This window comes from Sphingomonas asaccharolytica NBRC 15499, assembly GCF_001598355.1.
Taxonomy (GTDB): domain Bacteria; phylum Pseudomonadota; class Alphaproteobacteria; order Sphingomonadales; family Sphingomonadaceae; genus Sphingomonas; species Sphingomonas asaccharolytica.
Map to the genome: position 1 here is coordinate 13,206 of NZ_BCYU01000041.1, position 26,347 is coordinate 39,552.

Below are 26,347 nucleotides of genomic sequence, written 5' to 3' on the forward strand. Positions count from 1 at the left end.
CACGGATCGTTGTATTTATAAACTGATTTTGCACCGCATCAGACGGGGTGAGGGAGAGGGTTGGACATCCACGATCAACAGCCGCCGCGGCCCGGCCCGGTACAGCGCGTCCTGCTGATCGTCGGATCGGGGGGGCTCTTGCTGGCGATGGCCACCGATGCGCTTGCCGTCCTGGGCCGTCATGTCGGCTTCGCGGTCAACGGCGCGATAGAGATATTTCAGATGTGCGCCGTGGTTGCCTTGTCGTCGGCAATCCTGATCGCGACGTTGGCCGAGCGCCATGCCGCGGTCGACCTGCTCGCGGGCCGGCTGTCGCCCGGCATTCAGCGCGGCTTGACGATCGCGGGGCGCGTTGCCGCGCTCGCCGCGTTCATCGTACTCGGCATCGGTTCGGCCTGGGTGACCGCCGATTTGTGGCCGACCAGCGAAATGACCGAACAATTGGCGATCCCGTTGCGCGGTTTCCGCCTGTTCTGGCTGGCGGCCTGTACGTGCGCGGCAATCCATTCGGCGATCGCCCTGATACGCGAGGTCCGGCGATGATCTATCCAGAGATCGTCGGCGTCCTGGCGTTCCTCATCTTGCTCGCGATCCTGTTGCTGCGCGTGCCGATCGGCGCCGCGCTGGCGCTGGTCGGGATGGTCGGACTTGCGTTGCTGATCTCGCCCGAAGCCGCGCTGATCAAGTCGGGCGTCATCGCGTTCGACACCGTGTCGCGCTACGAACTCGGCGTCCTGCCGCTGTTCATGCTGATGGCGCAATTATGTTTCGCCGCGGGCGCCAGTGGCGACTTCTTCGCGGTGGCGGCGAAGTTTCTCGGTCACCGCCGCGGCGGATTGGCGATGGCGTCGATCGGCGGTTGCGCCGGGTTCGGTGCGATTTCGGGGTCGAGCCTGGCGACGGTGGCGACGGTGAGCGCCGTCGCGCTGCCGGAGATGCGCCGTGCGGGCTATCGTCCCGGGTTCGCTGCGGGGGCACTGGCGGCTGGCGGCACGCTCGGCTCGCTGACCCCGCCGTCGGGCGCGTTGATCGTGTACGGCATCATCGCGGAGCAATCGATCGGCAAGCTGTTCGGCGCGGCGATCGTGCCAGTGGTGACCCAGGCGCTGTTCTACATCGCGGTGATCGCGTTGATGTGCCGCTTGCGGCCCGAACTTGGCCCGGTGGGGCCGCGTGCGACGTGGCGCGAACGCATCGCGTCGCTGCGTCACGTACTCGACATCGCCGCGCTGATCCTGTTCGTCGTCGGCGGCTTGATCGTCGGCTGGTTCACGCCGACCGAGGCGGCCTCGGTCGGCTGTGTGGGCGCGTTGATCATCCTCGCATTGCGGCGCCGGTTCACGCGTGGCGCGCTTGCGACCGCGCTTTACGAGACGCTCAAGACGACCGGGATGATCTATCTGATCGTGATCGGCGCACTGATCTTTTCGACCTTCGTCAGCGTGACGGGGGTGACCGAGCATCTCTCCGGGCTGGTTCACGCCGCAGGGGCATCGCCGGTGCTCGCGGTGATCGTGATGGCGTTGGTCCTGCTGGTGCTCGGCTCGTTCCTAGACGGGCTCGCGCTGATGCTGCTGATGACGCCGATCCTGCTGCCGATCGTCGGGAAGCTCGGCCTCAGCCCGATCTGGTTCGGCATCTTCCTGGTGCGGACGATGGAGATCGGCTTCGTTCACCCGCCGCTCGGCTTCAACGTCTATGTCATCCATGCCGGCGCCAGGGACATTTCGGTCGGGTCGATTTTCCGTGGGATCGTGCCGTTCCTGCTCAGCGATTTCGTTCATCTGGCGCTGCTGATCGCGTTCCCGGTGATCGCCTTGTGGTTGCCAGGGTTGGCACGGTGAGGCGGCTCGCGGCCTTGATGCTGGCGCTGCTGCTCGCGGCGTGCGGTCGTCCCGCCGATCCGCCGGGGACGGTGACGCTGACCTACGCCACCGCTTATCCTGCGACGCACCCGTTCAGCCGTGCCGACATCACCTGGATGAACTGGATCGAGGCGCAGTCGCACGGGCATGTCCGCATCACGCCCTATTGGGGCGGGGCATTGCTGTCATCGAACGAGAACGTACTCGAGATACGCCACGGCGTCGCCGACATCGGCATGATCACCGCGATGTACACGCGCAGTGCCCATTTGCAGCGTATCCAGCCAAGTTTCTACAGTGGGATCGGCACGGTCCAGGATCAGGTCGATATCTACAAATGCCTGGCGGCGACTTTCCCCGCAATGGCCGCAGACACGCATGGGCTGCACATATTGGGAATTCAGGGCGGCAATTTCCCCGGCATCCTGACTCGCACCCGGCCGGTTCGCAGCCTCGCCGATTTCAAGGGGTTGAGGCTGCGGGCGCAGGAGGACACCGCCGACATCCTGCGGCAGCTTGGCGCCGACCCGGTGAACATGTCGATGGCGGAAGTCTATCCGGCGATGGCGAAAGGCGTGATCGACGGCGTGGTGGCGCCACTCGACGCATTGAAGGCCGTGCACCTGGCCGATGTCGGTAAATATTATTCGACATTGAAAGTGCCGCGCGGTGCCTATCCGGGCCGCGCGATGTCGGACCGGGTATGGCGGCGGTTGAGCCCGGCCGATCAGCAATTGTTCGCGCGCGCCGAATTGGTGTGGGAGGCCGCGATGACGCGGGAGCTCGACGAGGCGCTGACCGCGGGCCGCAGCTATTCGCAGGCCGAAGGGATCGTGTTCGTACCGCTGGCGGCGGCCGAGCAGGCGAAATTCGACGCGCTGTACCGCGCCAATACGATGCGGCTGGCGGATACGTTGCGCATCTATGGCATCGACGGGAGGGTGATCGCGACGCGCGCCGCCCAATTGGTGGCCGACCGCAATGCGGGACGGCCGCTCCAGTGTGGAGAAGAAAAATGAGCGGCGCATTGGCGGGCGTGAAGATCGCCGATTTCAGTTGGGTCGGCGCGGGCCCGCGCGCGACCAAGGATCTGGCCGATCACGGCGCGACCGTGGTCAAGGTGGAAAGCCGCAAGCGGCTCGACCTCGGGCGATTGAGCCCGCCCTTCAAGGACGGCAAACGCGACCCCGACGGATCGGCGTTCTTCGCGATCACCAACACCAGCAAGCTCGGCGTCACGATCAACCTGTCCGATCCGCGCGGCGTCGCGGTCGCCCGGCGGCTGGTCGCCTGGGCCGACGTGGTTGTGGAGAATTTCGGAAAGGGTTTCATGGAGCGCCTGGGGCTCGACTACGCGACGCTCAGCGCCGACCGGCCCGATCTCATCATGCTGTCGGTCAGCGTCGCGGGGAGGACGGGGCCGATGTCCGACCTGCGCGGCTACGGCAATTCCGCTGCCGCCTTGTCCGGGCTTGCCGCATTGTCGGGCTGGCCCGACCGCTCGCCGCACATGCCGCCCTTCGCTTATGGCGATGTCGTCGCGCCGATGTTCGCGACCCTGGGCGTGCTCGGCGCGCTCGAGGAACGGCGGCGGACGGGACGCGGCCAGCATATCGACGTGTCGCAGGTCGAGCCGCTGGTCCATGTCATCGGCGATGTCCTGCTCCGCGGCCAACTTGGCGAGAAAGCCAAGCCGGGGAATGCCTCCCCGAGCATGGCGCCGCACGGCATCTATCCGGCGCGCGGGCACGATCAGTGGATCGCGATCGCCGTGGCGGACGATGCTGCGTGGCATGCGCTCGCGACGATGGCGGGTATCGACGCGTCGCTCGACCGGCGCGGTGCGGAGGTCGAGATCGCGTTGGCCGACTGGACCGCCGGACAGGACAAGCATGTGCTCGCCGGGGCCCTGGCGGCGGCGGGTGTCGCCGCGGAGCCGGTGGCCGACGGTCGCGACGTCTTTTCCGATCCCGAATTGATCGGCAGCGGTCATTTCGTCGCGATCGAGCACGCGGTGCTCGGCCGATGCGAGATGCCCGCGCCGCCGGCGCATTTCGCAGCCGCGGAGGTGAAGGTCGGACCGCCCCCCTTGCTCGGAGAGCATAACCATCGGGTGTTCGTCGACATGCTTGGCATCGACGCGGCCGACATCGCCGCGCTCGAAGCCGAAGGAGCGCTGGCATGACTATGCTCGATACGATCCGCGTGGTCGATCTGACGCTCGATCTCGGCAGCTATGCCGGCGTGCTGCTCGCGTCGATGGGAGCGGAAGTCGTGCATCATGGCGGCTGTCCGCTGAGCGATCCCGCCGAGCGCGAGATGGCGCTGCGGGGAAAGATCGAACGCAGCGGCGCGATCGCCCTGGACGGCGCCGACATCCTGCTGCGCGGCCCCGAAACCGCCGAGCTCGACTTACCGGTCCCGGCAACGCTGATCGACGTCACGATCATACCGTTCGAACGCGACGGCGCGCTGGCCGGGCGGCCGGCGACCGATCTGACGCTGATCGCCCGATCGGGGCTGGCGGCGATCGTCGGCGATCCCGATCGCGCGCCGCTCAATCTTCCCGGACGCCAGGCCTGGGCGCTCGCCGGAATCCAGGGAGCGATCGCCGCGTTGGTCGGGCTCAATGCGCGCGCGGCGACCGGGAAGGGCGACCGTATCACCGTCTCGGCATATCGGTCGGCGGTGCTCGCCAATTATCGCGAGCCGCTGACCTGGGGCTGGACCGGGCGAGTGGGAACGCGGACCGGCAATTTGCTGGTGCGCGGCAAATCGGGTGTGCAGCAGGTGTGGAATTGCGCCGACGGCTTCGTCACCTGGGCACTGGTCGACAATCCGCCGATGATGCGCGCGACGGTGGCGCAAATGGCGGCCGACCGACTGGCCGGCAACCTTGCGGCGATCGATTGGGACGCGATCCTCGTCGCCGATATGCCACGCGACACGCTCGAAACGTGGGAAGCGCAGGTAGCCCGCTGGTTCGCGACCAAGACTCGTGCGGAACTCACCGCCGCGTCAAATCGCCATGGCATGGGGCTGTCGGCCATTTCCGACGCCGCCGACATCGTCACCGACCCGCATCTCGCCGCGCGCGACTTCTGGCGTGACGCCGAAGTCGATGGTCGGCCGGTACGCGTGCCAGGCCCACTTTTCCGTACGGAGGCATCATGACCAGCGCTCTGGACGGCATCCGCGTCGTCGATTTCAGCAAGTTCCTGCCCGGGCCTTATTGCACCTGGATACTTGCCGATCTCGGCGCCGACGTGATCCGCATCGAACATCCGCGCGAGCTGGCCAAACAGGCGCAAGTGTTCGGCTGGGACAGACTGACGGACGCCGAACGTGCGCGCATCCGCGCCGGGGATATTTTCGCGCGCGGCAAACGCAGCCTATTGCTCGACCCGGGGGCCGAGGAATCGCGCGCGATCATCGAGGCGTTGATCCGCGCCGCCGACGTGCTGGTAGAGGATTACCGGCCGGGCGTGATGGACAAGATGGGCTGGGGATACGAGCGGGCGGCGGCGATCAATCCGCGGCTGGTCTATTGCTCGGTGACCCTGTGCGGCCAGACCGGGCCCTATCGCGACAAGCCCGGACACGACCCGATAGCGCTCGCAATCTCCGGGGCAGGCTCGCGGATCGGTGAGGATCCGGCCAGGCCGGGCTCGGCCGGTGTGCCCGTTGCCGACCTGTTGACCGGCTCGAACGCGGTGATCGGTATCCTGGCGGCGCTCCAGGCGCGGACGCGCACCGCTGCCGGACAACAGGTCGACATCGCCATGTCGGACAGCGCGATGACGCTGATCGCACCGGTCGTTTCGCGCAACCCGGACCTGTCCAAGGCGCCGCCGCGCGGTCGACAGCGCGTCGATTGCGGCATCTACGAAACGGCCGACGGCCGCTTCCTGTCGGTCACCGACATGGAGCCGCGCTATTGGCGTGCCTTTTGCGCCGCGATGGGCTTTCCCGACTTCGCCGACCACCAGAATGACGCATCGCGACGCGATGCGATGCTTGCCGCGATCGCGGCGAAAGTCAGGAGTGAGCCGCTCGACCATTGGCTCGACCTGCTTGGCCGGGCAGGGACGCAATTCGCCGCGATCAACTCGGTCGCCGAGGCGCTCGACGACCCCCACAACCGCGCCCGTGGCATGGCCGTCGACGTCCCGGTCGACGGCGGCAGCGTGCGCCATATCGGGTCGCCGATCCATTTGTCGGCGACGCCCCCGGTACCGCCGCGCCCCGCGCGCATCGCCGGCAGCGACAATGACAATATTCTGAAGGAGCTTGGATTTTGACCCTGGGGGACACCAGCCTGCCGCGCCCGCTGGAGGGCTTGCGCGTCATCGACCTTACCCGGGCGCTGGCGGGACCATATGCGACCTTGCTGCTCGCCGGGCTGGGCGCCGAAGTGATCAAGATCGAGGACCCCAGAGGCGGCGATCTGGCGCGCGAGAACAGCCCTTATGTCGGCCGCGACGGCGTCGTCATCGAAAAGCGGCATGACGACGACATCTCGATTTCGCACCTGACGCGCGCCCGCGGCAAGCGCGGGGTAGCGCTCAACCTCAAGCATCCCGACGCCGCCGGCGTGTTCGCCGACCTGGTCGCCACCGCCGATATCGTGGTCGAGAATTTCACCGCGGGCACCGCGGACCGGCTGGGTGTCGGTTATCAGGCTGCGCGCGCCGCCAATCCTGCGATCGTCTATTGCTCACTGTCGGGGTTCGGAGCCGATTTCCCCGAAGGCGGCAAGGCCATGGACATCGTCATCCAGGCGTTGTCGGGGGCGATGTACACCAGCGGCGAGCATGACCATCCGCCGGTCCGTATCGGCATCCCGATGGCGGACATGCTCGCGCCGGTTTTCGCGGTGATCGGTATCCTGTCGGCGCTCGAACAGCGTCACCGCACTGGGCAGGGGCAACATATCGACGTGTCGATGCTGGGTGCGCTGACCTCATTCGTCGCGATCGAGAATTGGGCGGCAATGCGCGCGGTGGACATGCCGGCGCGGACCGGGCTGACCGTGCAACGTCTGTCGCCGTTCGGCGTGTTCGAATGCAGCGACGGCTATGTCGCCTTGGTCGCAGTCCATCACAAGCTGGCGCTCGGCTTGTTCGAAGCGATGGGGCAGCCGGAACTGATCGACGATCCCCGTTTTGCCACGCGCGACGCCCGCGTTGCCAATGCCGACGCGCTCGAGGCGACGATCAACGCCTGGTCGCGGACCCTGCCGGTGGCTGAAGCGGTGGCTGCGCTGGAAAAGCGCGGTGTCCCGGTCGCGCCGGTCCGTCATCCAGAGGAAGCATTGGCCGATCCGCGGGTCGTCGCCCGCGACGAAACCAATCTGGTGTCGCATCCGGATTACGCGTCGATCGAGGAATTGCGCACCGCCGGCATTCCGATCCGTTTCTCGGCCTCGCGTGCCGGGTTCGACCCGGTGCTGCCGGTCAGGATCGGCGAGCATAATGATGACGTATTGGGCGGACTGCTCGGTTACGACGCGGCGCGGCTCGACGCGCTCACCGCCGCCGGCGTGATCGCATGAGAGCAGCCGACGCCCTGGCGTCGCTCGTCGCGGCGGCCGGCGATCCGCGGTCGATCGCCGCGGGACACCGCGCCGAGGGACGACGGGTGGTCTGGACGCTCGGCGCGGATATTCCGCGAGACCTGATCGATGCGTTCGGGCATCGCCCGGTACGGCTGGTACCCGACGCGACGACCGACACCGCCGCGATCGATTCGCTGATCGGATCGGCCAATCTCTCGGTGCGCGGCCGTGCCTTGCTCGCGGCGATCGCGACGTTGCCGGCGGACGATGCGCTGCTGATCTCGCACGCCGATGCGGAACAGCCGCAGATTTTCGCGACACTGCGCGAGCTCGCGCGCTGCGGGGCATTGACGCCGCCGCGGACGGCGTTTCTCGATTTGCTGACCACCGACGGTGCCGCCGTCCGACGCTACAATCGTATCCGCATCGATCAGGTCGCGGCGTGGCTGGCGGATTTGGGTGGAACCGCCGACCTGGGAAATGCGCCTGCCGCCGGCAACCGGCTGCGCGAGGCGCTGGGACGGGCATTGCGATTGCGCGAACGCGGGCTGCTCGACGGTGCCGCCGCGCACCGCATCATTGCGTCGAGCGCGATCCTCGCGCCAGAGACGGCGATCGCTCTGCTCGACACGCTTGCCGACGGGAACGGCCTGACGCCGGTATCGGGCATCCCGGTTTTCCTGTCGGGCAGCCTGATCGAAGATCCCGCGACGGTCGCGGCGATCGAGGCGAACGGCCGTCTCGTGCTGGGCGAGGACCATGGCTGGGGCGGAAGCCGTAGTGCTCCATTCCCACCGGGAGACCTCCTCGACGTTTTGGCGGCCAGTACCATGGGGCCGCGATCGGGACCGTTTTGCGATGTCGCCGCGCGAGCCGCCGCCTTGGCCCGCGACCCGATCGCGCGACAGGCCGGTCGCATATTATTCTTCGTCGCGCCCGCGGATGAAGCAGCGCCGTGGCAGGCGGCGGCAATCGAACGAGAGGCGCTGGCTGGAGGACTGACTTTCGACTGGCATGACGCGCCTGAGCCGGAGCCGATCGTGCCCGAAGCGCCGGCCGCGTCACGCTCTCCCCGGCGGCAACAGCGCAGCCGCAAGTCGCTCGCCGCCGTCGCCGAATTCGGCGCTTATCAGCGCGACTGGTTCGCCGGCCTGCGCGCCAAGGTTGCAGCCGGCGAGCCGTTCGTCGCGGTCAACGCCAACGCGCCACAGGAAACGCTGCGCGCGCTCGGCATTCCGTTCGTCGTCAACCAGTGGTGGGCGTCGATCGTCGCCGCCAAGCAGCAGAGCGCGCGCTATTCCGGGCTGCTGCGTGCCAATGGCCTGCCGGGCGATGTCGAGGCCTATAGCTCGCAAGGCGTGGCGGCGGCGTTCGATCGGGATGCCGATCGCGCTCCCTGGGGCGGCTTGCCCCGCCCGGATGCGGTCGGTGCGATATTGTCGACCGACGCCACTTCCTCGCTGTTCCAGGCATGGGCTGCCGCAACCGGCGCCCGGCTGCAGCGGTTCGAGCGCAGCATCGAAAGCCGTTGGGATATCCCGATCGACTGGTGGGACGGACTCGCCGAACGGTGGGACGCCTTTATCGAGCCCGAGCGGCTCGATCTGCTCGAGGCCGAATTGCGCACGTCGATCGCCGCCCTGGAGGCGATGACCGGACGCCGCTTCGATGTGGCGGCGTTCGAGCGGGTAATGGACCTCGTCAACGAGCAGGAAGATTACTATCGCCTGACGCGCGATCTGGTCGCGCAGACCGTGCCAGCACCGATCGGCATCGTCGATTCGATGCCCGCGACCATGGTTCCGCAATGGCACAGGGGCACCGAATGGGCACGGGACGCCGCGCGCGCTTTCTACGAGGAAGTCGCCGCTCGGGTCGCAACCGGGGAGGCGGCCTGCCCTGGCGAGAAACTGCGGTTAATGTTCGTCGGGCGCGGCGTGTGGAGCGACATGAGCTTCTACCAGCGTTGGGAGGAAAGCCACGGCGCGGTTTTCGTCTGCTCGATGTACCTCTCGCTGGCGGCCGACGGATATATCCGTCGCCATGACGGCGGCCGCGACCCGATGCGTGCGCTTGCGGCGCGCTTCGTCACTATGGGCGACGAGCTGCGCATGCCGACCTGGGCTGGGGCGTGGCACGTCAAGGAGGCGCAACTGCATCAGGTCGACGGCGCGGTAGCGCTGTCCGACGCCGACCCGCTGGTGCTCCGCGCGCTGCGCGAGGCGGGAATCGCCGTGCTCGAACTCGGCATCGACAATTTCGCGCTCGATCCGGCCACCGATGCGGAGATCGACCGCCGGATGCGGGCGTTCCTGGAAGGGCCGGTCAGCGCGGCCGCCGCGCGCCGCGCTACGTAGGGCGGTCGCGGGGCGGGAAACCGGCAAAAAAGGGGAGGGTGCAACCCCTCCCCAGTCCCCCCTTTACTCTCGGTCAGAACTTCTTGCGCACCGTTACCGCGATCTCGCGGCCGATCGGATTGGCCGCGGTCGCGTCATAACCGCCGCTGCCGTTCACCGTCGGCGCGAAATTGACGTAGGGCGGGTTCGTGTCGAGCGCGTTCATCACGTCGATCCCGAACGAATAGCCGCCGGCGAAGAAGTTCTTCGGCCGCGCTTCACCGATGTTGAACGTCACCCCCAGATCGACGGTCGTATAACTGCTGACATTCTGGACTCGCCCGCCCGCCAACGTGTTGTTCCTGTACCCGCCGACATGGTTGACCGTGACGCGCGAGACGATGCCGTCATATTCCCAGGTCAGGCTGCCGCGTGCCTTGAAGCGGAGCGGGTTGAAGATCGTGTTGAGCCTGTCGACCAACTGGCCGCCCGCGCTCAGCGCGACTTTATAGCGCGTGATGTAGGTGCCGTTGGCGTTGAGCGTGAAGCTGCCGGCCTTGGCCGTTTCCACCGTATAGCTGCCCAGGACGTCGATGCCGCTGGTGATCGAGCGATCGAGGTTCTGGGTGCGGCCGTCGACGAACAAGGTCACCGGGTTTGGCATCACGCCGCGAGCGACGGTGATCCCTTGCGCCTGCAACTCGGCGACGCGCGCCGCCGCGGCGGCACCGCGCAGGATCACGCCGGTGCCGGCGAGATCGCTTTCCTTGGACAGGATGGCAAGGTCGGCGAGGTAGGTGTTGACCTGGCCCGAATAGTCGACGTTCCAATAGGTCAGGCTGATCCGCGCATTGCGCGCCGGCTCCAGGTCGACACCTGCCGACCAGGTCTTGGCCTTTTCCGGCTTGAGGTTGGGATTGCCGCCCGAAAGCGCCACGCCCTGAACGATCGCGCCGCCCTGGGTCGGATCCGAATATGGCTGGACGAAGAAGTTCGAGCTGTTGCCATAAATCTGCGAGAAGAGTGGCGCGCGGAACGAGGTGCCATAGCTGCCGCGGAAGGTTACGCCCTTCACCGGACTCCAGTTCACGCCGAACTTGGGATTGGTGGTTTTACCGACGTCGCTATAGGCGTCGTAGCGGACCGCGGCACTCACCTCGAGCTTCTGGAAGCCGCCCATCGCATTGTCGGTACCGAATATGGGCACCAGCAATTCGGCATAAGCCGAATCTACCTGGCGGGCGAAGTTGCGATAGGTGAGCGGCGTGGTGGGGGCGCCGCGCGCGAGGCCAAGCGCCACCTCTTCCTCGAACCTTTCATAGCCCGCGGCGAGCTTCACGCCGCCGCCCGGCAGCTTGAACAAGGTGCCGTTGATCGTTGCCTGCGCATCGGTCAGCCGGGTCAGGGTCGGCGCCAGAAAAATCTGGTTGTTGACCGCTGCCAGCACCGCAGCACTCGTCCGGCCCAGGCCATAAGGATCGAACGCGGTCGCCGGATTGCTGCTGGCGAGTGCCGCGTTCATTGCCGGCGTGTTGATGCCGAGATAAGTGTCCGACTCGTCACGGCCTCGGCCGTAGCTGACTTGGCCGCTGAGCTGCCATTCGCCCAGCTTGACCCGCGCGCCACCGGTCGCTTCCCACGTCCGCGTGAGGCCGAGCGACGGCGTATTGCCCAAATCGGTCAGGCGCAGCTGGACCGTCTCGGCGCCGACCGTGCCGGGCGGGCGGACGAAGAAGGCATTGGTCGCCGGCACGGTGAAAGTGCCGGTCTGATACCCGCCCAAGCGATAGAAATCACGCTGCGACCAATAACCGTCGCCATAGAATTCCAGCCAGTTGGTGGCCTTGAGCGTGACGGTCGCGTTGACGCTGTCATATTTGGTCTGCGGGACCAGATCCTGGCCGGTGAAACCCTCGCAGCGATTGGTCGTGCCGGGGGTCAGCGCGGCGGCATTGCCCGCGGTGACCCCGCCCGCCGGGATCGCATAGCTGATCCCGCCGACCACCAGATTGCCTGGGTTGCACAAATTGGTACGGTAGTCGTTGCCGCCGAACGCGCGTTGGTCGGAGCGGAAGAAGTCGCGGTCGTCGCCGTTCAAATTGCTGCGATAGACGTGCTCATAGGCGACCATCACCTGGCCCCAATCGCCGGTCTTTCCGATCGCGGCGCCGACCTGATTCTCGAAGAAATTGTCGGCGAACCCCGACCGCGCCATTATTTCGACGCCATTGAGCGACCGGCGCGGGATCAGGTTGACGACGCCCGCCACGGCATCCGAGCCATAGACGGCGGACGCGCCGTCGGCGACGACCTCGACCCGCTCGAGCCCCAGGGACGGGATGATCGACGGGTCGACCGATCGGCTGTTGTCGACCGCGCGATGGCCGTCGACGATCGTCAGCGTGGCGTACGGCCCGATGCCGCGGATGTTGATCGCGTTGCCGAAGGTGATGTTGTTGCTGCCGCCCGACTGGCCGCGCGAATTTTCCGACGTGCCGAGGTCGAAGACCTGTGGAATTTCCTTGATCAAGCGATCGGTGGTGACCGCGCCCGACGCTTCGATCGCCTTGCGGTCGATCGCGATCACGGTCGATCCGACCGGTGCCGCGCCGCGGATGCGGCTGCCGGTGACGACGATGTCGCCCGGCGGCGGGGTCGAGCTGTCGATCGTGGTCGGCCCGGTAGCGGCCGCCGGATCGGGATTGGCGGGCGTTTCCTGCGCCGAGGCGGCAGACGCCCAACCGAGTACCAGCATTGCCGTGCCACAGGCCAGAACGGCGTTGGTCACCTTCTTCGGCATTTCACTTTCTCCCCTATCGTGTCGCGCGCCGTTTCAGCGGAACGCCGGTTTTGTCTTGAACGGAATGTCGATCCGCGATCCCTGCGGCCCGCTTGCGAAGATGGTGAAATGGGGCGGCGGAGAGACCTGGATCGCGGCGAGATTTCGCTGGCGCGGATCGGCGCCGGTGATCGTCACGCGCAGCCGGTGACCCGCCGCGAACACATAAGCGCGCGGCGACATCGCGATATCGAGCTGGAAGCGCCGACCCGGCACGACCGCCGCACTGTCCGCCTTCAGCGCCGAATGATAGGGCAGGCCGAGATTGTCATAAGGCGCCACCGACAGTTTGCGCATCGATGCGAGCAGGCGACCGAACGATATCATGTGCACCGACCCGTCGGGCGCGACGTCTTCCAGATAGACGAACAACGGCGCGTCGCGCCGGTCGAGCGCGGCGGTCAGGTGGGCGACCGGATAGCCGGTCAGGGTCGTGTCGGACGACAATGCCCGGCTGGTGAAGGTGACGCCCTTGCCATCGAGAACTTGCGGCCAGAACGCGAAATACTCGCCCTTGCCGACATCATAGTCGACATCGAACGCCGCGCTGCCGGGGCGCGGCACCGTCGGCGCCACGCTGCCTTTGTCGAACGCCGCGGGCCGATCGTTGGCAGCGGTTGACAGATAGAAGGGCAGGCGGGCAACCCGGGTACCGGGCAAGGTCGCCGATCGGATCAGCGCTCCGGTCCCGTTGGGGCGTTCTTCCCACCAGCTATAGAGCGGGTCGCGGTCGATCCCGTTGTCGACGCCCTTCAGATAATGATCGAAAAACCGCTGCTGCTCGTTCGGCACGCTGAATTGCGTCGGGGGGACGCAATGACTGCCCGGACCGATGAACAATTTGCTGCGGATGTTGCCCGCCGCCTTGATCATCTGTTCGGTCGGCTCGTCCTCCCAATTGTCCCAGAAATACCAGGCAAGGCGCGGATTCTTGAGCGCGCCCAGATGGGTATAGGGTCCGACCTCCTCCCAGAAGCGGTTGCCGGTCAGCGGCGAGACGCTGTCGCGGAACGGCATCGTCTCCCACAATTTGCCCATCGGCGTGTTGCGGGCATGCTGGGCAACCGCCGCCTTGAGGAGCGCGCCGTCGCGATCGGCGTCGACCGGCACACTGGCGAGATCCACTTCGGGCGGCTCGTCGGGCCGCGTGTTGAATTGCGCGGTGATGCCCCCGTTGCGGACGAAGCTGTATTTGTCGAGGTCGGTCGCGCCGGTGAACACCGCGCGCAACGACGGTGGCAGCGTTCCCGCCACGAGCATCGTGGTGCCGCCGAGATACGAACAGCCGGTGATGCCGACCTTGCCTGTCGCATAGGGCTTCTTGGCCAGCCACTCGACCAGATCGTATCCGTCATGCGCTTCGGTCTGGTCGAGAAACCCGCGCCGTGCGCCAAACGATGCGCCCTTGCCGCGAATGTCCGCGGTCGCGACGACATAGCCCGCTTTCAGCAGGTCGCGGAAACCGAACAGCGGCGAATCGACCAGATCGACAATCTTGCCGTCGCTCACATAGCGCGCGCGGTACGGCGTGAAGGCGAAGACCACTGGATAGGTGCCGGAAAGCGCGACCCCGTCCCTCGCGGGGCGGTAGATGTTGACCGCCAGCTTGGTGCCGTCACGGACCGGAACGTAAAGCGATTCGCGGATGAAATCGGGATTGGTGGAAGGCGTCGGCGACGCCGCAAGAGGAGCAACGGCAAAAGTAGACATTGTCGGCACGGCGACCGCAGCCAGCACCGCACCCAAGGGCCAGCCGAACCGAGTTCGCGTCTTCGCCATTCCTCTCTCCCGACCTCGCCGATCTGCTGCGGCAATGGTTGGGGGACATAACCATATTTAGTGGAGCATTGCAACTATTATGAATGCAAACCTTTGTCGGCGAGCACGCGCCCGCGCCCGCCGGTCCAGGCGTGCATTTCACCGGGATTCGGGCTCAGTCTTCCTTGGCTTCGATACGTTGCAGCAAGTCGATCAGCATCCGCCGTTCTTCGGCGCTCAAATCCGACAACAGCCGCTGCTCGTGCTTGCGGATACGCTTCGAACCTGCCGCCAAAGCGTCGCTGCCGGCCGGCGTGATGGTCAGCGCGAAGGCACGCCGGTCTTCCTCGGCGGTGCGGCGATCGATCAGACCGGCATCGACCAGTTCGTTGATCAGCGAAACCATGTTGGCGCGCTGGATGCCCAGCGCGCGCCCCGCCGTTCCCTGGTTGATCCCGGGATTGGCGGCGACGACGGAAAGAATGCCGAACAGGACCTGGCGAATTCCGGTTCCGCCCATCGCGCGCGAAAAGTCATTGCCGAACACGGTCGAGGCGCGGCGGAGATGATATCCGGCGAGCTCTTCGAGCACGCCCAGCGCGATCCTGATTTCCCGATCCCCCGTTTCGACGTCCAATCAACTTCTCCTGCGGTCGCACTGACATGGTGCGCGATAACGCTCTTCGTCGCAACGCGCGCCCTAAAAGCATTTGCTCGGGCGCCCGAAACGCCATGCGTTATCGGCTGGAGAAGCGCGCCGCTAGACCGGGATCGCGAACGCAGCGGAATGACGATGCCTCGCTCCGATCGCCGATCCCATCATAGCGCGCGATTTCGGGGAACGGACATAATGTGCGCGAGAAGACCGGCGCGCCGTCCTTTACCCGCGCCCCGGTGATGGCGCCCGGAGCACGTGCCTTTTCGACCCAGTCGATCAGCGACCACAGGATATCGCGCGATGGATCGCCGGGCGCGCTCGGCTGCCCCGATCCGCCGAATTGGTCGACGCCGGGGCCGCCGCGGCAATGGTACATGCCGGGCACCATGTACAGCTTGACGGCGTTCCGCAGCCGCGCCTCGCCCCCGTTCGCGGCGGCGAGCGACGTGTAATAATCGATCGTCGGCCCGGCGATGACCGACGGATCCTGCCAGCCCTGGTAGATGATCGCCTTGTGACCCTGCGCCACGAACGGCGCCACCCGCACGCTGTCCGCGCGCAATTGCGGCATCGCCCGGTTGACCGCCGCCAGATCGGCGGTGCGGCGGAAGGTATTTTCGTCCCAATAGGGGTTATTGTAGACCGCATCCGCCCACATCGCGCGCAGCAGCGGGGAAGGCGGCCCGGGGCGCGTCCTGACGCCGGGGAGCAGCCCCTTGTCCATCGGGCGACCGTTCTCGTCGGGCATGGGCGCGACGATTGCCTGGAGCGTCGCGACCTTCGGCGCGCTCAGGCAGCCGTCGGTCTGGCCGGGCGCGCACGCGAGCGAGGCGGGCGGGAAGTGACAAGCGAGCGGATTCTCGACCACGCCGTCGACCACACCGTCATTGCCGTCGCACGCGCGATTGGCCCGCGCTTCGTAGAGCGACCAGTCGGCATCGGACAGGGCGCCCGCCGGCTCGCGCTTCTGCAGCAGGGAGAACCACATCATTCGCACCGAGATCAGCGGCATGTAGGGCCCCGGCGCGCCTGCGACGACGCCGTCATAATCGGCGGGATAGACCTGCATTTCCTTCAGCGCCTGGCGTCCCCCGCCTGAGCAGCCGAGGAAATAGCTGCGGTCGGCCGGCTTGCCGTAGAAAAGCGCGACGACCCTCTTGGCCGCGAGCGCGGTCAAATGGACTGCGCGATGTTCGTAATCGACCCGCGCTTTCCTGTCCGCCATCCAGCGTGCCTGGCTCACCTTGTGCCCGCTGTCGGTGGTGACCGTGGCGAAACCTTCCGCGACGCGGCGGCTCATGTCGCTATAGTTGAAGACGCCGGCGTCCCCTCCGACGCCGGCGCCGAGCAGGCGGCCGTTCCACCGCCCGTTCATCGGCAACCATAATTCGAAGCCGATATTGCCCTCGATCGTGCCTTCGACGCGGCACATCGGGACCGCGACGGGAATCGGTTTGTAGAAACTGTCGGTCTCTGGACTCCAGGTCGGGGCGGGGACGATCGCGGTGGCCGCGGTCACTTTGACGGCCCCCGCCATATTTCCCTCGAGTGCCCGGCAATCCGTGGCGTGCGCGGGCATCGACCATAAGGAGGCCGCGGCAAAAGCGGCCGCCGACGCCTGCGCGCGCATCAGAACTTCACTCCCGCCGTTACCGAGAACAAGCGCGGGATCGGATTGGCCGATTGCGGGTCGTATCCGCGCGTGGTGTCGACGAACGGCGGGTTCTGGTTGAACAGGTTGCGCACGTCGAACGACAAGGTGAAGCGCTTGGCGATGTCGACCCCGAGGAACAGGTCGACAGTATCGTAGCCGCTGACCCGCTGGACCGGCGCCAGCGTGTTGTTGTCATAGGGCGACAGGTGGTTCCACGTCACCCGCGCACGCCATGGACCAGCGGCCACGCCCAGATCGGCCTGGGTGCGGAATTTCTGCGGAAAGTTTATCTTGCCCAGCACATCGACCAGCGGGGCGCCCGGGACCGCCGCGAATTTGTACTTGGTGTAATAGGTGCCGTTGATCCCGCCATCGACCCTGACGCTGCCGATCGTCCAGGTGTAGTTCGCCCCGAAATCGACGCCGCCGACCAACGAGGTGCCGAGGTTCTGGCGCCGCCCGTCGACGATGAACGATACCGCGCTCTGGTTGATCGCCTGGTTGATCGGCAGCCCCGAATTGACCAGCGCAGTGACTTGCGCGGGGGTCGGATTGAGGGTCACGAACGAGGTGTAGAGCGGGTTCGTCAGGATGCCCGGCGTGCCGCGTAGAGCCTGAATCTGGTTGGTGTATTTGATGTCGAAATAGGTCGCGCTGAGCGTCAGGCCGTCGATCGGTTTGACCTCCGCGCCGACCGACCAGGTCTTTGCCTTTTCGGGCTTGAGGCCAGGATTGCCGCCGGCGATGCCAATACCGGTCAGATTGCCGTTGGCTCCCGGCAAGGTGTCGTAATACAGGCCCGCGCCGCCCCCGATCTGCGACACTTCGGCAAAGGTCGGCGCGCGGAACGACGTGCCGTAGGTGCCACGAATGGTGACCCCGCTAACGGGTTTCCAGGTGACGCCGAACTTGGGGTTCGTGGTGTCGCCGAAATCGCTATAATGTTCGTAGCGTCCAGCGACCGACAGCGACAATTCCCTGAAGCCGGGGATCGCGTTGTCCGCGCCGAAGATCGGTACGTAAAGCTCGCCGAACACCGCGTTGACGGTGCGCGACCCGTGGTCGCCGACATGGACGTGCGCGACCGAGTTGCCGGTGGCAAGGTCGGTGAAGGTGTACTCGACGCGATGTTCGCCGCCCAGGGCGACGCGCACCTTGCCGCCAGGCAGGCGCAACAGCGACCCGTTGACCTGGCCGTTGATCACGTCGAGCCGCGTCGCACCGATGATCTGGAAGTAATTGTCGCGGATTTTCGCGAGCGTCGCCGGGTTATTCGGCCCGCCGAACACGTTGAGCGCGGTCGCCGGATTGGTGTCGGCGAGCGCGGCATTGAGCGCGGCGGTGTTCACGCCCAGACGGCGGTCGGCGATGTCGTACGACTTGCCGTGCGAATAATAAGCGGTCGCCTGCCAATCGCCGAACAGCTTGGCCTCGACCCCGCCCATCAGGTTCCACGAATAGGAATGGTATGGGTTATAATCGGGCCCGAGCTCGGGCAACAGCGAATAGGTCACCGTCTCCGATGTCGCCCCGGTGACCGGGGTCACGAAGAACGGGTTGGTGTTGCGCACCGTCGCGGTGAACGTGTCTCCCGTCCCCAGGATGATGCCTTCGCGATACGAATAGAAACCGTCGGCGAACAGCCGGATGCGGTCGCCGATATTCTGCGACAGCGTGCCGACCACGCTGACCCGCTGTTGCGACGGGATCACCGTGTCGAGTCCGTTATAGAAGCATTTGTTCGACGTGCCCGGGACGAGCAGGTTCTTGTTGGCGTTGGTCACGCCGCCGGTCGGAATCGCATAGCTCTGCCCGCCGACCGAGATCGTGCCGGGATTGCAATTGGTCGTGCGCAGGTCGCGGCCGCCGCGATAGCGGTTGTCGTCCTGGTACCAGGGCAGATCGGACCCGCGGAGGAAAGAGTTGCGCACGAACTCGCCGGCGATCATCGCCGATCCGCTATCCCATTTCTTGCCGACGATCGCGGCAATCTGCTGCTCGTCATAACCGCCATCGGTGAAGCCCGAGCGCAGGCGCAGTTCGGCACCGTCGAAATCCTTGCGCAGGATGAAGTTGACCACGCCGGCGATGGCATCCGAACCATAGATCGCCGAGGCGCCGTCGGCGACCACCTCCACCCGGCTCAGCGCAATCGAGGGAAGTACCGATGGGTCGGTATATTGGCCCTGCGTGCCCTGGGGCGGGAAGCGCTTGCCGTCATAGAGCAGCAAAGTCGCGTTGGTGCCGATGCCGCGCAGGTTGATGCCGGCGCCGCGCGTGGCGTTGGCGGCGCCGTTCTGCGCGGTACCGCCGTTGCGGTTGGCACCCAGCGAGATCACCTGCGGTACCCGTCGCAGCAGGTCGTTGGTCGAGGTGACAGGCTCGTCCGCGATCTTCGCGGCGTCGATCGCGATCACGTTCGATCCGACCGCGGCGACGCCGCGAATACGCGTGCCGGTCACGGTGATATCTGGCGTCGTGGCGGCATCATCGCCGGCAGGGGCCGTTGTCGTCTGGGCGGGCGTGGTCTGGTCGTCGGCCGGCGCGACAGGCGCGGTCTGGGCGGCGGCGGGCAAAGCCAGCCCGATAGTCAGCGCGGCGGTACAGGTCGCCACGGCAAGCCGGCGGTAGGTTGCGTTGGTCATCTTTTCCTCTCCCTTCATGACTGCGGCGTCGTGGCGCGCCGTTCCGGTCGTTCGTATCTGTCGTTTATGGGCTCTCCGCCCGGGCCGCCCGCAGCGACGCGGAAAGGCGGGGGGCGACGGCCAGCAGGACGATCGCTGCGATCAGGATCGCGGCACCGGCATATTCGGCGGCGCTGGGCGCGCGCAGACCCCAGAATGCGGCGAGGATCGCCGACCCGGCAACGCCCGCGATCAGGCTCGAGGCGCGCTCGAGCGGCACGCAATAGGCGTTCTCGCGCGGGTCGAGCAGGATGATCACCGAAAAGACCGACACGACAGTCAGGGTCAGTGCGATCACGGCCAGCCAGATCATCACCGGATCGGCCCACACGCCGACGAACCCGAACGACAATTGCCCGGCCTGATTGCCGAATCCGGCAGCGGAGATCAGCGCCAGGATCGCCACCGCAGCGGGCAACGCGATAACCTTTTCCTCGACGAAATATTTGCGGACCGAGGCGGGGTCGCCGGTCTTAGACACCCGCGTCATCATCGTCAGGCGCAGGAAGTAGCCGATCGTGTAGAGCACGACCGTCAGGATCGCGAGCGGGGGCAGGTTCAGTCCGCCGCGCGCGCTGAGCGTGACGAACAACGCGACCGCTACCATCGCCAACGCGGCCCAGCTCCACCAATTGACGCGGCGCCGAAACATCAGGTCGACGATCGGCGCGATGATCAGGATGTCACCGCGCATCAGCAGTTGGATGAACGGCACGCTGACATTCTCGAACGTGAACGACAGCGGCACCGTGAACACGATCAGCGCCGTGCCGATGCCCGAAATCAGGGTGTAGCGTGTCGGGATCGGCACGCGCACGCCGCCGACCGTCGTCGCGTTGGCGTCGCGATACCAACCCCACCACCAGATGAAGGCATAGGTCATCAACGTATTGAGGATCAGCGACGCGGGCAGCGTCTCCAGCCCGGTCAACGGCCGCCCGATCGCGCCATGCGGCAGGCTGGTCACCAGCTTGGTGACGATGACATTGGGTAGATAGAACAGGAAATAGAGGACGACGACGCCCTCCAGCGGAAAAGCGCGTTTCACGGTCATGCCGCCACCAACTCGACCATGTCGTCGGCAACCCGGTAGCGCGCGTTGAGCCGCGCTTCGTCGGTCACCGCCGTCATATAGGCGACCATTTCGGCATATTCAGCGTCGCCGCGTGCGAGCAGCCGCGGCACCGCGTCGCGACCGATGTGGAGCGGCAGGAAGCCGGCGCGGACCAGTTTGCCGCCTGCGATCTCCAGACGCGCGATCATCGACAGGGCCGACGCTTTGGGAAAATTGTACAGGCTGTCGAAATCGGGCTCCCATTCCTCGGCGAGCACGCGGATCTCGTTGAAGCTCTTGGACGCGGCATGGACCGGGTCCATCTTGAGATCGGTCGCGAAATTGCACAGCGAATAAAAGACCGGTTTGCCGTCGATCAGTTCGCAGCCCTTGAGGATATGCGCGTGCCCACCCAGGATCGCGTCTGCCCCCGCCGCGATCGTCGCGCGCGCGACATCGCGCTGATAATCGGCGATCGTCGCGCGGACGAAATGGATTCCCCAATGGTGCGAGACGATCACCACATCGTGGCTCGCCTTGGCCTTGCGCACGTCGTCTTCCAGTGCAGCGAGGTCGTCGCGGTGGGGATAGGAATGAACGCGCGCGGGGGTGCCAGGCTGATCGTGCTCGATCTGCTCGTAGATCGTATGCGCGCGCATCGGCGCACAGCCCGGGCGGCGCTCGTCGGCCCAATAGCTGTGCGGCAGGATGCTCGAATAAGCGAGGAACGCGACCGTGCTACCGTCGGGCAGGGTGAAGCTGACAGGCGCGCGCGCCTCGGCGATATTGGCACCCGCGCCGACGACCTTCAGACCAGCGGCCCGCAGATTGTCCCTGGTCTCGAAGAACGCGTCATTGCCCCAATCGAGCACATGATTGCCCGCCATCGAGATGATGTCGAACCCCGCACGGCCGAGCGCAGCGGCGCCGTCCGGCCGCGCCAGCACGGCGTGGCGCGCCTGCGGCAGGCGGACGCCCTTGTCCGCGAAGCTGGTCTCCAACTGCCCGAACGTGATGTCGGCCGACCGCAGCAGGTCGCGCGTCGCGTCGTAGCTTTCGTCGTAATTGTCGCGATCTGGCGCGAGATCGCCGGTGGCGAGGATGATCGCCATCATGCCAACTCGAAACGGATCGGGGCGGCCAGCGCTCCGATCTCTGGGAAGCGCGTTGGTTTGGGCTCGCCGTCGAGGGCGAAGCCGGGCGCGGCCGCCAGCAATTCCTCGATCGCGACGATCAGTTCGAGCCGTCCGAGCGCCGCGCCGACACACATATGCGGCCCTCGCCCGAACGCGATCGAGTCTTTCATGTTGGGGCGGTCGAGAACGAATTCCTCGGGATTTTCGAAGACGTCGGGATCGCGGTTGGCGGAAGCATAGACCAATGCGATCGGTTCCCCCGCCGGAATCGTGCGCCCGCGGATCGTGACGTCGCACACGGCGGTACGGGCGAATCCGCGATAGGGGGTATAAAGCCGCAGGAACTCGTCGATCGCCGCCGGGACCAGTTGGGGATCGGCGCGCAGCCGGGCCTGCAAGTCGGGATGGCGCGACAGATGGATGGCGATCGATCCGATCATCACGGTCGGCGCGATCAGGCCGACGACCAGCACTTGGCGGATCGTGCCGACGATCATCTCGTCGGGAAGCGGTTCCCCGTCGACGCGGGTCGCGAGCAGCGCGCTGGTCGCATCCTCATCGACCGGCAGGGGGTTCGCCTTGCGGTCGGCGACCACGTTCCGCGCCATGTCGTAGAGCAACAGGCTGGTTTCCTTGGTCGCGTCCATGTCGTTCGACTGGACTGCGATATTATAGCGCCGACCGACCTGGGTCAGTGCCTCGATCGCTTCCGGCGACAGGTTCATCCAATGGGCGAATACCTCGACCGGCATGTGTGCGGAGAAGTCCGCGCAAACGTCGCCGCCGCCCTTTGCGACCATCGCGGCGAGCAGACGCCGGCACGAGGCGCGGATGGCGGGCTCGAGCGCGGCGGTCTTGCGCTCGGTCAGGAGCGGCGCGAGGGCGCGGCGATAAGGCGTGTGTTCCGGCGGATCGAGATGGAGCGGCGGGCGGCGGCCAGTGAAGGCTACTTTCGGCACGACGTTCTGTTTCGAGGTGATGAAGGTCTGCGAATCGGTTGCCGCCGCAACCACGTCGTCATGCTTCATCAATGCCCAGAACCCGCCCCATGCCTCGCTGTGCGCCACCGGGCATTGCTCGCGCAGGCGCCGGTAATCGGCGTGGGCGCTGTCGAAGGTTTCCGCGGCGAGGGGGTCGAAATCCTGGGTCATTAGTTATGCCCTTAAACAATTATGAAAGCGCTTGCAACAGTCACCCTTTCCTTGCTGCCCAGGTCACGGCATGATCGGTCGCGATGAGCAGGACGCAGCGAGCCCCACGATTGGAAGAGGTAGCCACGCTCGCCGGCGTGTCGGCGGCGACGGTGTCGCGCTATATCAACAATCCGGAAGTGGTCGCGGCGGCGACCGGTCTTCGCATCCAGGCGGCGATTGACGAGACGGGCTATCTGCCCAATCTCAACGCCGGTGCGCTGGCATCGAGCCGGTCCAGGCTGATCGCCACGTTGGTGCCCGACATCGCGCAGTCGATCTTCAACGACACGATCGAGGCGATGATCGACGAATTGTCGAATGACGGCAACAGCGTGATGCTCTCCTTGACCGGCGCCGACAACAATCGCCTCATCGCGCAGATCAACGCCGCTTTGTCGCGTCGGGTCGACGCGATCATCCTGACCGGCATCGTCACCGACGCGGAGACCCGCGACCGTCTGCGCTCGTTACCGGTCACGGTGATCGAGACCTGGGGCCTGCCGGACGAGCCGATCGATGTCGCAATCGGCTTTTCGCATTCGGCGGCGGGCGATGCGATGGCGCGCTTCCTGCGGTCACGCGGCTATCGCCGGCCGCATCTGATCGTGCCCAATTCGACCCGATCGCAACGCCGGGCCGGAGGCTTCGTGCGGCGCTGGATGGAGGAGGGCGGCGACGAGCCGACCCGGCTGGAAGTCAACGTTCCCAGCCATTTCGGCCAGGGACGGCTGAGCTTTCGCGCGCTGACCGATTTGCCGGCGATGCCCGACGTGGTGGTGTGCGGATCGGACTGGATCGCGCAAGGATTGATCGTGGAGGCGCAAGCGGCCGGGGTCCGCGTACCCGACAAGCTGGCGGTGACCGGCTTCGGCAATTTGCGCATGGCGGGCGATATGCGGCCGACCATCACGTCGGTCGACGTCGACGGTGCCCGCATCGCCCGCGAGATGATCCGCGTGCTGCGCGAGCGTGCCGCCGGCAAGACGATCACAGAGCGACGCATCGACGTCGGGTCCAGGATCATCGCGCGCGAAAGCGCTTGAAATCGCTTGCATGGAATAGATCGGCGTTTCAGTATTGTCGCATAACAATATTGGAGAGGTCTATGAACGCGTGGATTCGCGTGGCGGGCGGGGTAGGGATCGCGGGTCTGGCAGCGGCGGCAGTCGCGCAGGTCAAGATAGATCCCGCGCTCGCCAACGAAGTGGCCGCGATGCGCGACGCCTATAACAAGATGCCCGATACGCCGGGCACTGGCCCCTATCGGGCGGTCAAGGAGACCGCGACGGCCTTGCCCGATCATGTCGTCTACCGCCCGGCCGACCTGTCGCGGTTCGGACCCAGCCGGAAGCTCGGCGTCCTGGTCTGGGGCAATGGCGGGTGCTCCGATGACGGCGCCAGCGCGCGCCTCCATCTCGAGGAGATCGCGTCGCACGGATATATCGCCGTCGCGCCGGGTGGCGTCCATAGCGGCCCCGGCGCGACCGCCGAGCCGCCGCGCCCCCAGCCGACTGCGTCGGCCGGGCTGCCGCCGGTGGCGACAACCTACAAGGACGTGCTCGCCGGGCTCGACTGGGTGCTGGCCGAGAATGGGCGCAAGGGCAGCCCGCTTTATGGCAAGGTCGATCCCGCGATGGTTGCGGTCGCCGGGCATAGCTGCGGCGGCCTACAGGCACTGCAAATTGCGGGCGATCAGCGGATCAAGGCGGTCATCATCAACAATAGCGGCATCTTCGCCGACAATTCCCAGCCGATCTCCGGCATCCATGTCGAAAAATCGCTGCTCAAGACGTTGCACACGCCGGTCATCTACATTCTCGGTGGTCCCAAGGACATCGCCTATCCCAATGGCATGGACGACTTCGCCAAGATTGATACGGTGCCGGCGATGGTCGCCAACCTGCCGGTCGGGCATCTCGGGACGTTCGCCAAGCCCAATGGCGGCGTCGTGGCAAGCGTCTCGGTCGATTGGCTCGATTGGCAGCTCAAGGGCGACAAACAGGCGGCCAAGCGGTTCAAGGGCAAGGATTGCGGGCTGTGTACCGACCCCGCCTGGAGCGTCGAGCGCAAGGGGATCGACTGACCTTCATCGGCACGCCCCGCCGCGCAGGCAAGGGCGCGACATTGGCGGCGGGGTGTAAGCGACGAAGCGTGCCGGCGACTTGGACCAATGGCGGCTCGCGATGCGCGTCTCGATCGTCGCGATGGCGTCCGCGATGGTCGCCGCGTCGAAGCTGCAATGTCCCGATCCCGCGACATAAAGGGCGCGGACATTGGCAGGCTGGTTACGGGAAGCAGCCTCGACATAAGCGCGCTGCAACGAGGGAGATGTCACGCCATCGCCGATATTCTGGACGGCGAGCAGCGGTACGCGCGGTCGGGCGTTGGGGGTATAATTGGCGGTCATCCATTTCACCGCCGTGGAATCGGCGGCGATACGCTTGCCGGCGTTGAGCCGGGCGAGGTCGGCGTCGAGGTTGAGCCCTGCCGCTTTGTACAATGCGCGTACCATCGTGCCGCGGCCCGTTGCCGCGAGCTGGCGGCGATAATCGACCCCGACATTCCACGAGAAATTGCCGCCGGCGCGGTGCTCTTGGTCGGTTCTGGGAAGGAAGACACCCATGACGAACGCGTTGGCGATATTGGTCTGTTGCTTGTCATAGTCGACATCGCCCGGTCGTTCGCCGCCGGTCCAGCCGGGAATGCCGGCGAGCACGCCAGCCAGCGCGACGCGCGCCCGGCCTTGCGGGGTCGCTTGCGCCTCGGTCAACGCCTTGGCGACCCGCGCGGCATTGGTGCGGTCGTCGGCGATTTCGGTCACGCGGATATCGGAGTTTGGGGCGAGCAGCGTGCGGAACGCATAAGCGCCGTCGAGCCCCATGTTCATCATGCCGACGGCGCCCCCGATCGATCCGCATAAGGCGATCCCGCCGTCCAGCCCGCTGTCGGGGTGCTCGACCATCGCGGTCGTGACGAGCGCGCCCATTGACGCTCCCCAGGCGATTACGCGCCTGGGCTTGCCGAATTTCGCGGTAAAGGCCGCAATCGTGTCGAGCTGATCCTGCGGCGCGGTGTCGAGCGCCCAGCCGGCAGTGGCATAGCTCGATCCCGCCAAGGCAAAACCTCGGCGCAGCAAGTCGGCGCGATATTGGGCCGGCGCATCGTCGGCTGCCGCTTTCCTGAAGCTGTAGCCATGCCCCCAAACCAGCAAGGTGCCGTTCCAGTTCGCCGGCACCGTCGCGCGCCAGTCGGCGCCATCGATCAGCGTCCCGGCCGCGCTGCGCTCCAGGGCGGCCTGAGGCATGCCGGCGACCGGGACGGCGAGGCACGGGACGAGGGTGAGGACTGCCAATATGCGGCGCATGCGCTCTCTCCGATCGCGTCGTCGGATTCGATGTCCGCGACGATTGGTGTTGCGCATAACGATAGACTAAGCTATCTCATATAACAATAATGAAGGAGAGCGCCTTGGCAACTTCCGTGGACATGCTGATCGCCGGTGAGAGCCGTCCCGCTGCCGCGACATTCGATCGCCTCAATCCCGTGACGGGGGAGGTCGCGACGCGCGCGGCTGCCGCGATCGCGGCCGACGCAGCGGCCGCCGCCGATGCCG

Annotated in this window: 19 protein-coding genes; 10 read left to right on the forward strand and 9 right to left on the reverse strand. The window is 66.1% G+C overall.

Annotated elements, in window-relative coordinates:
* The first annotated feature begins 60 nt into the window (after positions 1 to 60).
* The 8 genes from SAS01S_RS12420 to SAS01S_RS22195 are packed head-to-tail and all read left to right on the forward strand — an operon-like array spanning position 61 to position 9,779.
* Positions 61 to 543 (forward strand): TRAP transporter small permease subunit, encoded by a 483-nt coding sequence (locus SAS01S_RS12420; RefSeq protein WP_066808427.1) that lies wholly within the window; start codon positions 61 to 63, stop codon positions 541 to 543.
* Positions 540 to 1,844, forward strand: a complete 1,305-nt coding sequence (locus SAS01S_RS12425) for a TRAP transporter large permease (protein WP_084238917.1) — start codon at positions 540 to 542, stop codon at positions 1,842 to 1,844. The genes SAS01S_RS12420 and SAS01S_RS12425 overlap by 4 nt, the downstream gene beginning before the upstream one ends.
* Positions 1,841 to 2,884: a TRAP transporter substrate-binding protein DctP gene (gene dctP, locus SAS01S_RS12430; RefSeq protein ID WP_066808430.1), complete on the forward strand. Its 1,044-nt coding sequence runs from the start codon at positions 1,841 to 1,843 to the stop codon at positions 2,882 to 2,884. The genes SAS01S_RS12425 and dctP overlap by 4 nt, the downstream gene beginning before the upstream one ends.
* Positions 2,881 to 4,050, forward strand: coding sequence for a CaiB/BaiF CoA transferase family protein (locus tag SAS01S_RS12435; protein ID WP_066808432.1), 1,170 nt, complete (start codon positions 2,881 to 2,883; stop codon positions 4,048 to 4,050). Before dctP ends, SAS01S_RS12435 begins: the two co-directional genes overlap by 4 nt.
* Positions 4,047 to 5,039, forward strand: coding sequence for a CoA transferase (locus SAS01S_RS12440; protein WP_084238919.1), 993 nt, complete (start codon positions 4,047 to 4,049; stop codon positions 5,037 to 5,039). Before SAS01S_RS12435 ends, SAS01S_RS12440 begins: the two co-directional genes overlap by 4 nt.
* Positions 5,036 to 6,166, forward strand: a complete 1,131-nt coding sequence (locus SAS01S_RS12445; RefSeq protein WP_066808435.1) for a CaiB/BaiF CoA transferase family protein — start codon at positions 5,036 to 5,038, stop codon at positions 6,164 to 6,166. Before SAS01S_RS12440 ends, SAS01S_RS12445 begins: the two co-directional genes overlap by 4 nt.
* Positions 6,163 to 7,419: a CaiB/BaiF CoA transferase family protein gene (locus tag SAS01S_RS12450; protein WP_218016291.1), complete on the forward strand. Its 1,257-nt coding sequence runs from the start codon at positions 6,163 to 6,165 to the stop codon at positions 7,417 to 7,419. Before SAS01S_RS12445 ends, SAS01S_RS12450 begins: the two co-directional genes overlap by 4 nt.
* A complete protein-coding gene (locus tag SAS01S_RS22195) occupies positions 7,416 to 9,779 on the forward strand; it encodes a 2-hydroxyacyl-CoA dehydratase family protein (RefSeq protein WP_084238921.1) in 2,364 nt (787 codons plus the stop codon). The genes SAS01S_RS12450 and SAS01S_RS22195 overlap by 4 nt, the downstream gene beginning before the upstream one ends.
* A 73-nt stretch (positions 9,780 to 9,852) precedes the next feature.
* On the opposite strand, the gene SAS01S_RS12460 is transcribed toward SAS01S_RS22195, so the two are convergent.
* From SAS01S_RS12460 to SAS01S_RS12495, 8 genes are all read right to left on the reverse strand, one after another.
* The gene (locus SAS01S_RS12460; RefSeq protein WP_066808438.1) at positions 9,853 to 12,558 is read right to left on the reverse strand and encodes a TonB-dependent receptor plug domain-containing protein; all 2,706 of its coding nucleotides are present in this window, start codon (positions 12,556 to 12,558) and stop codon (positions 9,853 to 9,855) included.
* A gap of 33 nt (positions 12,559 to 12,591) precedes the next feature.
* Positions 12,592 to 14,376, reverse strand: coding sequence for a CocE/NonD family hydrolase (locus tag SAS01S_RS12465; RefSeq protein ID WP_066808441.1), 1,785 nt, complete (start codon positions 14,374 to 14,376; stop codon positions 12,592 to 12,594).
* A 154-nt stretch (positions 14,377 to 14,530) separates the two neighbouring features.
* Positions 14,531 to 14,992: a MarR family winged helix-turn-helix transcriptional regulator gene (locus SAS01S_RS12470; protein WP_245656881.1), complete on the reverse strand. Its 462-nt coding sequence runs from the start codon at positions 14,990 to 14,992 to the stop codon at positions 14,531 to 14,533.
* Between the two features lie 100 nt (positions 14,993 to 15,092).
* On the reverse strand, positions 15,093 to 16,550 hold the full coding sequence (locus SAS01S_RS12475; RefSeq protein WP_245656883.1) for a tannase/feruloyl esterase family alpha/beta hydrolase: 1,458 nt from the start codon (positions 16,548 to 16,550) through the stop codon (positions 15,093 to 15,095).
* Positions 16,551 to 16,642: 92 nt separating this feature from the next.
* Positions 16,643 to 19,312 carry a TonB-dependent receptor gene (locus SAS01S_RS12480; RefSeq protein WP_084238932.1) on the reverse strand — a complete coding sequence of 890 codons (2,670 nt, stop codon included), beginning with the start codon at positions 19,310 to 19,312 and terminating at the stop codon, positions 16,643 to 16,645.
* Between the two features lie 64 nt (positions 19,313 to 19,376).
* Positions 19,377 to 20,405 (reverse strand): hypothetical protein, encoded by a 1,029-nt coding sequence (locus SAS01S_RS12485; protein WP_066808450.1) that lies wholly within the window; start codon positions 20,403 to 20,405, stop codon positions 19,377 to 19,379.
* Positions 20,402 to 21,520, reverse strand: a complete 1,119-nt coding sequence (locus SAS01S_RS12490) for a CapA family protein (protein WP_066808457.1) — start codon at positions 21,518 to 21,520, stop codon at positions 20,402 to 20,404. The genes SAS01S_RS12485 and SAS01S_RS12490 overlap by 4 nt, the downstream gene beginning before the upstream one ends.
* Positions 21,517 to 22,692: a cytochrome P450 gene (locus SAS01S_RS12495; protein ID WP_066808459.1), complete on the reverse strand. Its 1,176-nt coding sequence runs from the start codon at positions 22,690 to 22,692 to the stop codon at positions 21,517 to 21,519. The genes SAS01S_RS12490 and SAS01S_RS12495 overlap by 4 nt, the downstream gene beginning before the upstream one ends.
* A 110-nt stretch (positions 22,693 to 22,802) precedes the next feature.
* Here SAS01S_RS12495 and SAS01S_RS12500 point away from each other — a divergent pair, with 110 nt between their 5' ends.
* Both SAS01S_RS12500 and SAS01S_RS12505 read left to right on the forward strand, forming a co-directional pair.
* A complete protein-coding gene (locus SAS01S_RS12500) occupies positions 22,803 to 23,777 on the forward strand; it encodes a LacI family DNA-binding transcriptional regulator (RefSeq protein ID WP_245656884.1) in 975 nt (324 codons plus the stop codon).
* Between the two features lie 62 nt (positions 23,778 to 23,839).
* Positions 23,840 to 24,817, forward strand: a complete 978-nt coding sequence (locus tag SAS01S_RS12505) for an alpha/beta hydrolase (protein WP_245656886.1) — start codon at positions 23,840 to 23,842, stop codon at positions 24,815 to 24,817.
* A 3-nt stretch (positions 24,818 to 24,820) separates the two neighbouring features.
* On the opposite strand, the gene SAS01S_RS12510 is transcribed toward SAS01S_RS12505, so the two are convergent.
* Positions 24,821 to 26,098: an alpha/beta hydrolase gene (locus tag SAS01S_RS12510; RefSeq protein WP_066808462.1), complete on the reverse strand. Its 1,278-nt coding sequence runs from the start codon at positions 26,096 to 26,098 to the stop codon at positions 24,821 to 24,823.
* Positions 26,099 to 26,347 lie beyond the last annotated feature (249 nt).

What these genes read in the sequence shown, in the direction of transcription:
- SAS01S_RS22195 (WP_084238921.1), top strand. Translation starts at nt 7,416, where the DNA reads ATGAGAGCAGCCGACGCCCTGGCGTCGCTCGTCGCGGCGGCCGGCGAT.
- SAS01S_RS12435 (WP_066808432.1), top strand. Translation starts at nt 2,881, where the DNA reads ATGAGCGGCGCATTGGCGGGCGTGAAGATCGCCGATTTCAGTTGGGTC.
- SAS01S_RS12465 (WP_066808441.1), bottom strand. Translation starts at nt 14,376, where the DNA reads ATGGCGAAGACGCGAACTCGGTTCGGCTGGCCCTTGGGTGCGGTGCTG.
- SAS01S_RS12440 (WP_084238919.1), top strand. Translation starts at nt 4,047, where the DNA reads ATGACTATGCTCGATACGATCCGCGTGGTCGATCTGACGCTCGATCTC.
- SAS01S_RS12445 (WP_066808435.1), top strand. Translation starts at nt 5,036, where the DNA reads ATGACCAGCGCTCTGGACGGCATCCGCGTCGTCGATTTCAGCAAGTTC.
- SAS01S_RS12480 (WP_084238932.1), bottom strand. Translation starts at nt 19,312, where the DNA reads ATGACCAACGCAACCTACCGCCGGCTTGCCGTGGCGACCTGTACCGCC.
- SAS01S_RS12495 (WP_066808459.1), bottom strand. Translation starts at nt 22,692, where the DNA reads ATGACCCAGGATTTCGACCCCCTCGCCGCGGAAACCTTCGACAGCGCC.
- SAS01S_RS12490 (WP_066808457.1), bottom strand. Translation starts at nt 21,520, where the DNA reads ATGATGGCGATCATCCTCGCCACCGGCGATCTCGCGCCAGATCGCGAC.
- SAS01S_RS12505 (WP_245656886.1), top strand. Translation starts at nt 23,840, where the DNA reads ATGAACGCGTGGATTCGCGTGGCGGGCGGGGTAGGGATCGCGGGTCTG.
- SAS01S_RS12475 (WP_245656883.1), bottom strand. Translation starts at nt 16,550, where the DNA reads ATGGCGGGGGCCGTCAAAGTGACCGCGGCCACCGCGATCGTCCCCGCC.
- SAS01S_RS12460 (WP_066808438.1), bottom strand. Translation starts at nt 12,558, where the DNA reads ATGCCGAAGAAGGTGACCAACGCCGTTCTGGCCTGTGGCACGGCAATG.
- SAS01S_RS12485 (WP_066808450.1), bottom strand. Translation starts at nt 20,405, where the DNA reads ATGACCGTGAAACGCGCTTTTCCGCTGGAGGGCGTCGTCGTCCTCTAT.
- SAS01S_RS12510 (WP_066808462.1), bottom strand. Translation starts at nt 26,098, where the DNA reads ATGCGCCGCATATTGGCAGTCCTCACCCTCGTCCCGTGCCTCGCCGTC.
- SAS01S_RS12425 (WP_084238917.1), top strand. Translation starts at nt 540, where the DNA reads ATGATCTATCCAGAGATCGTCGGCGTCCTGGCGTTCCTCATCTTGCTC.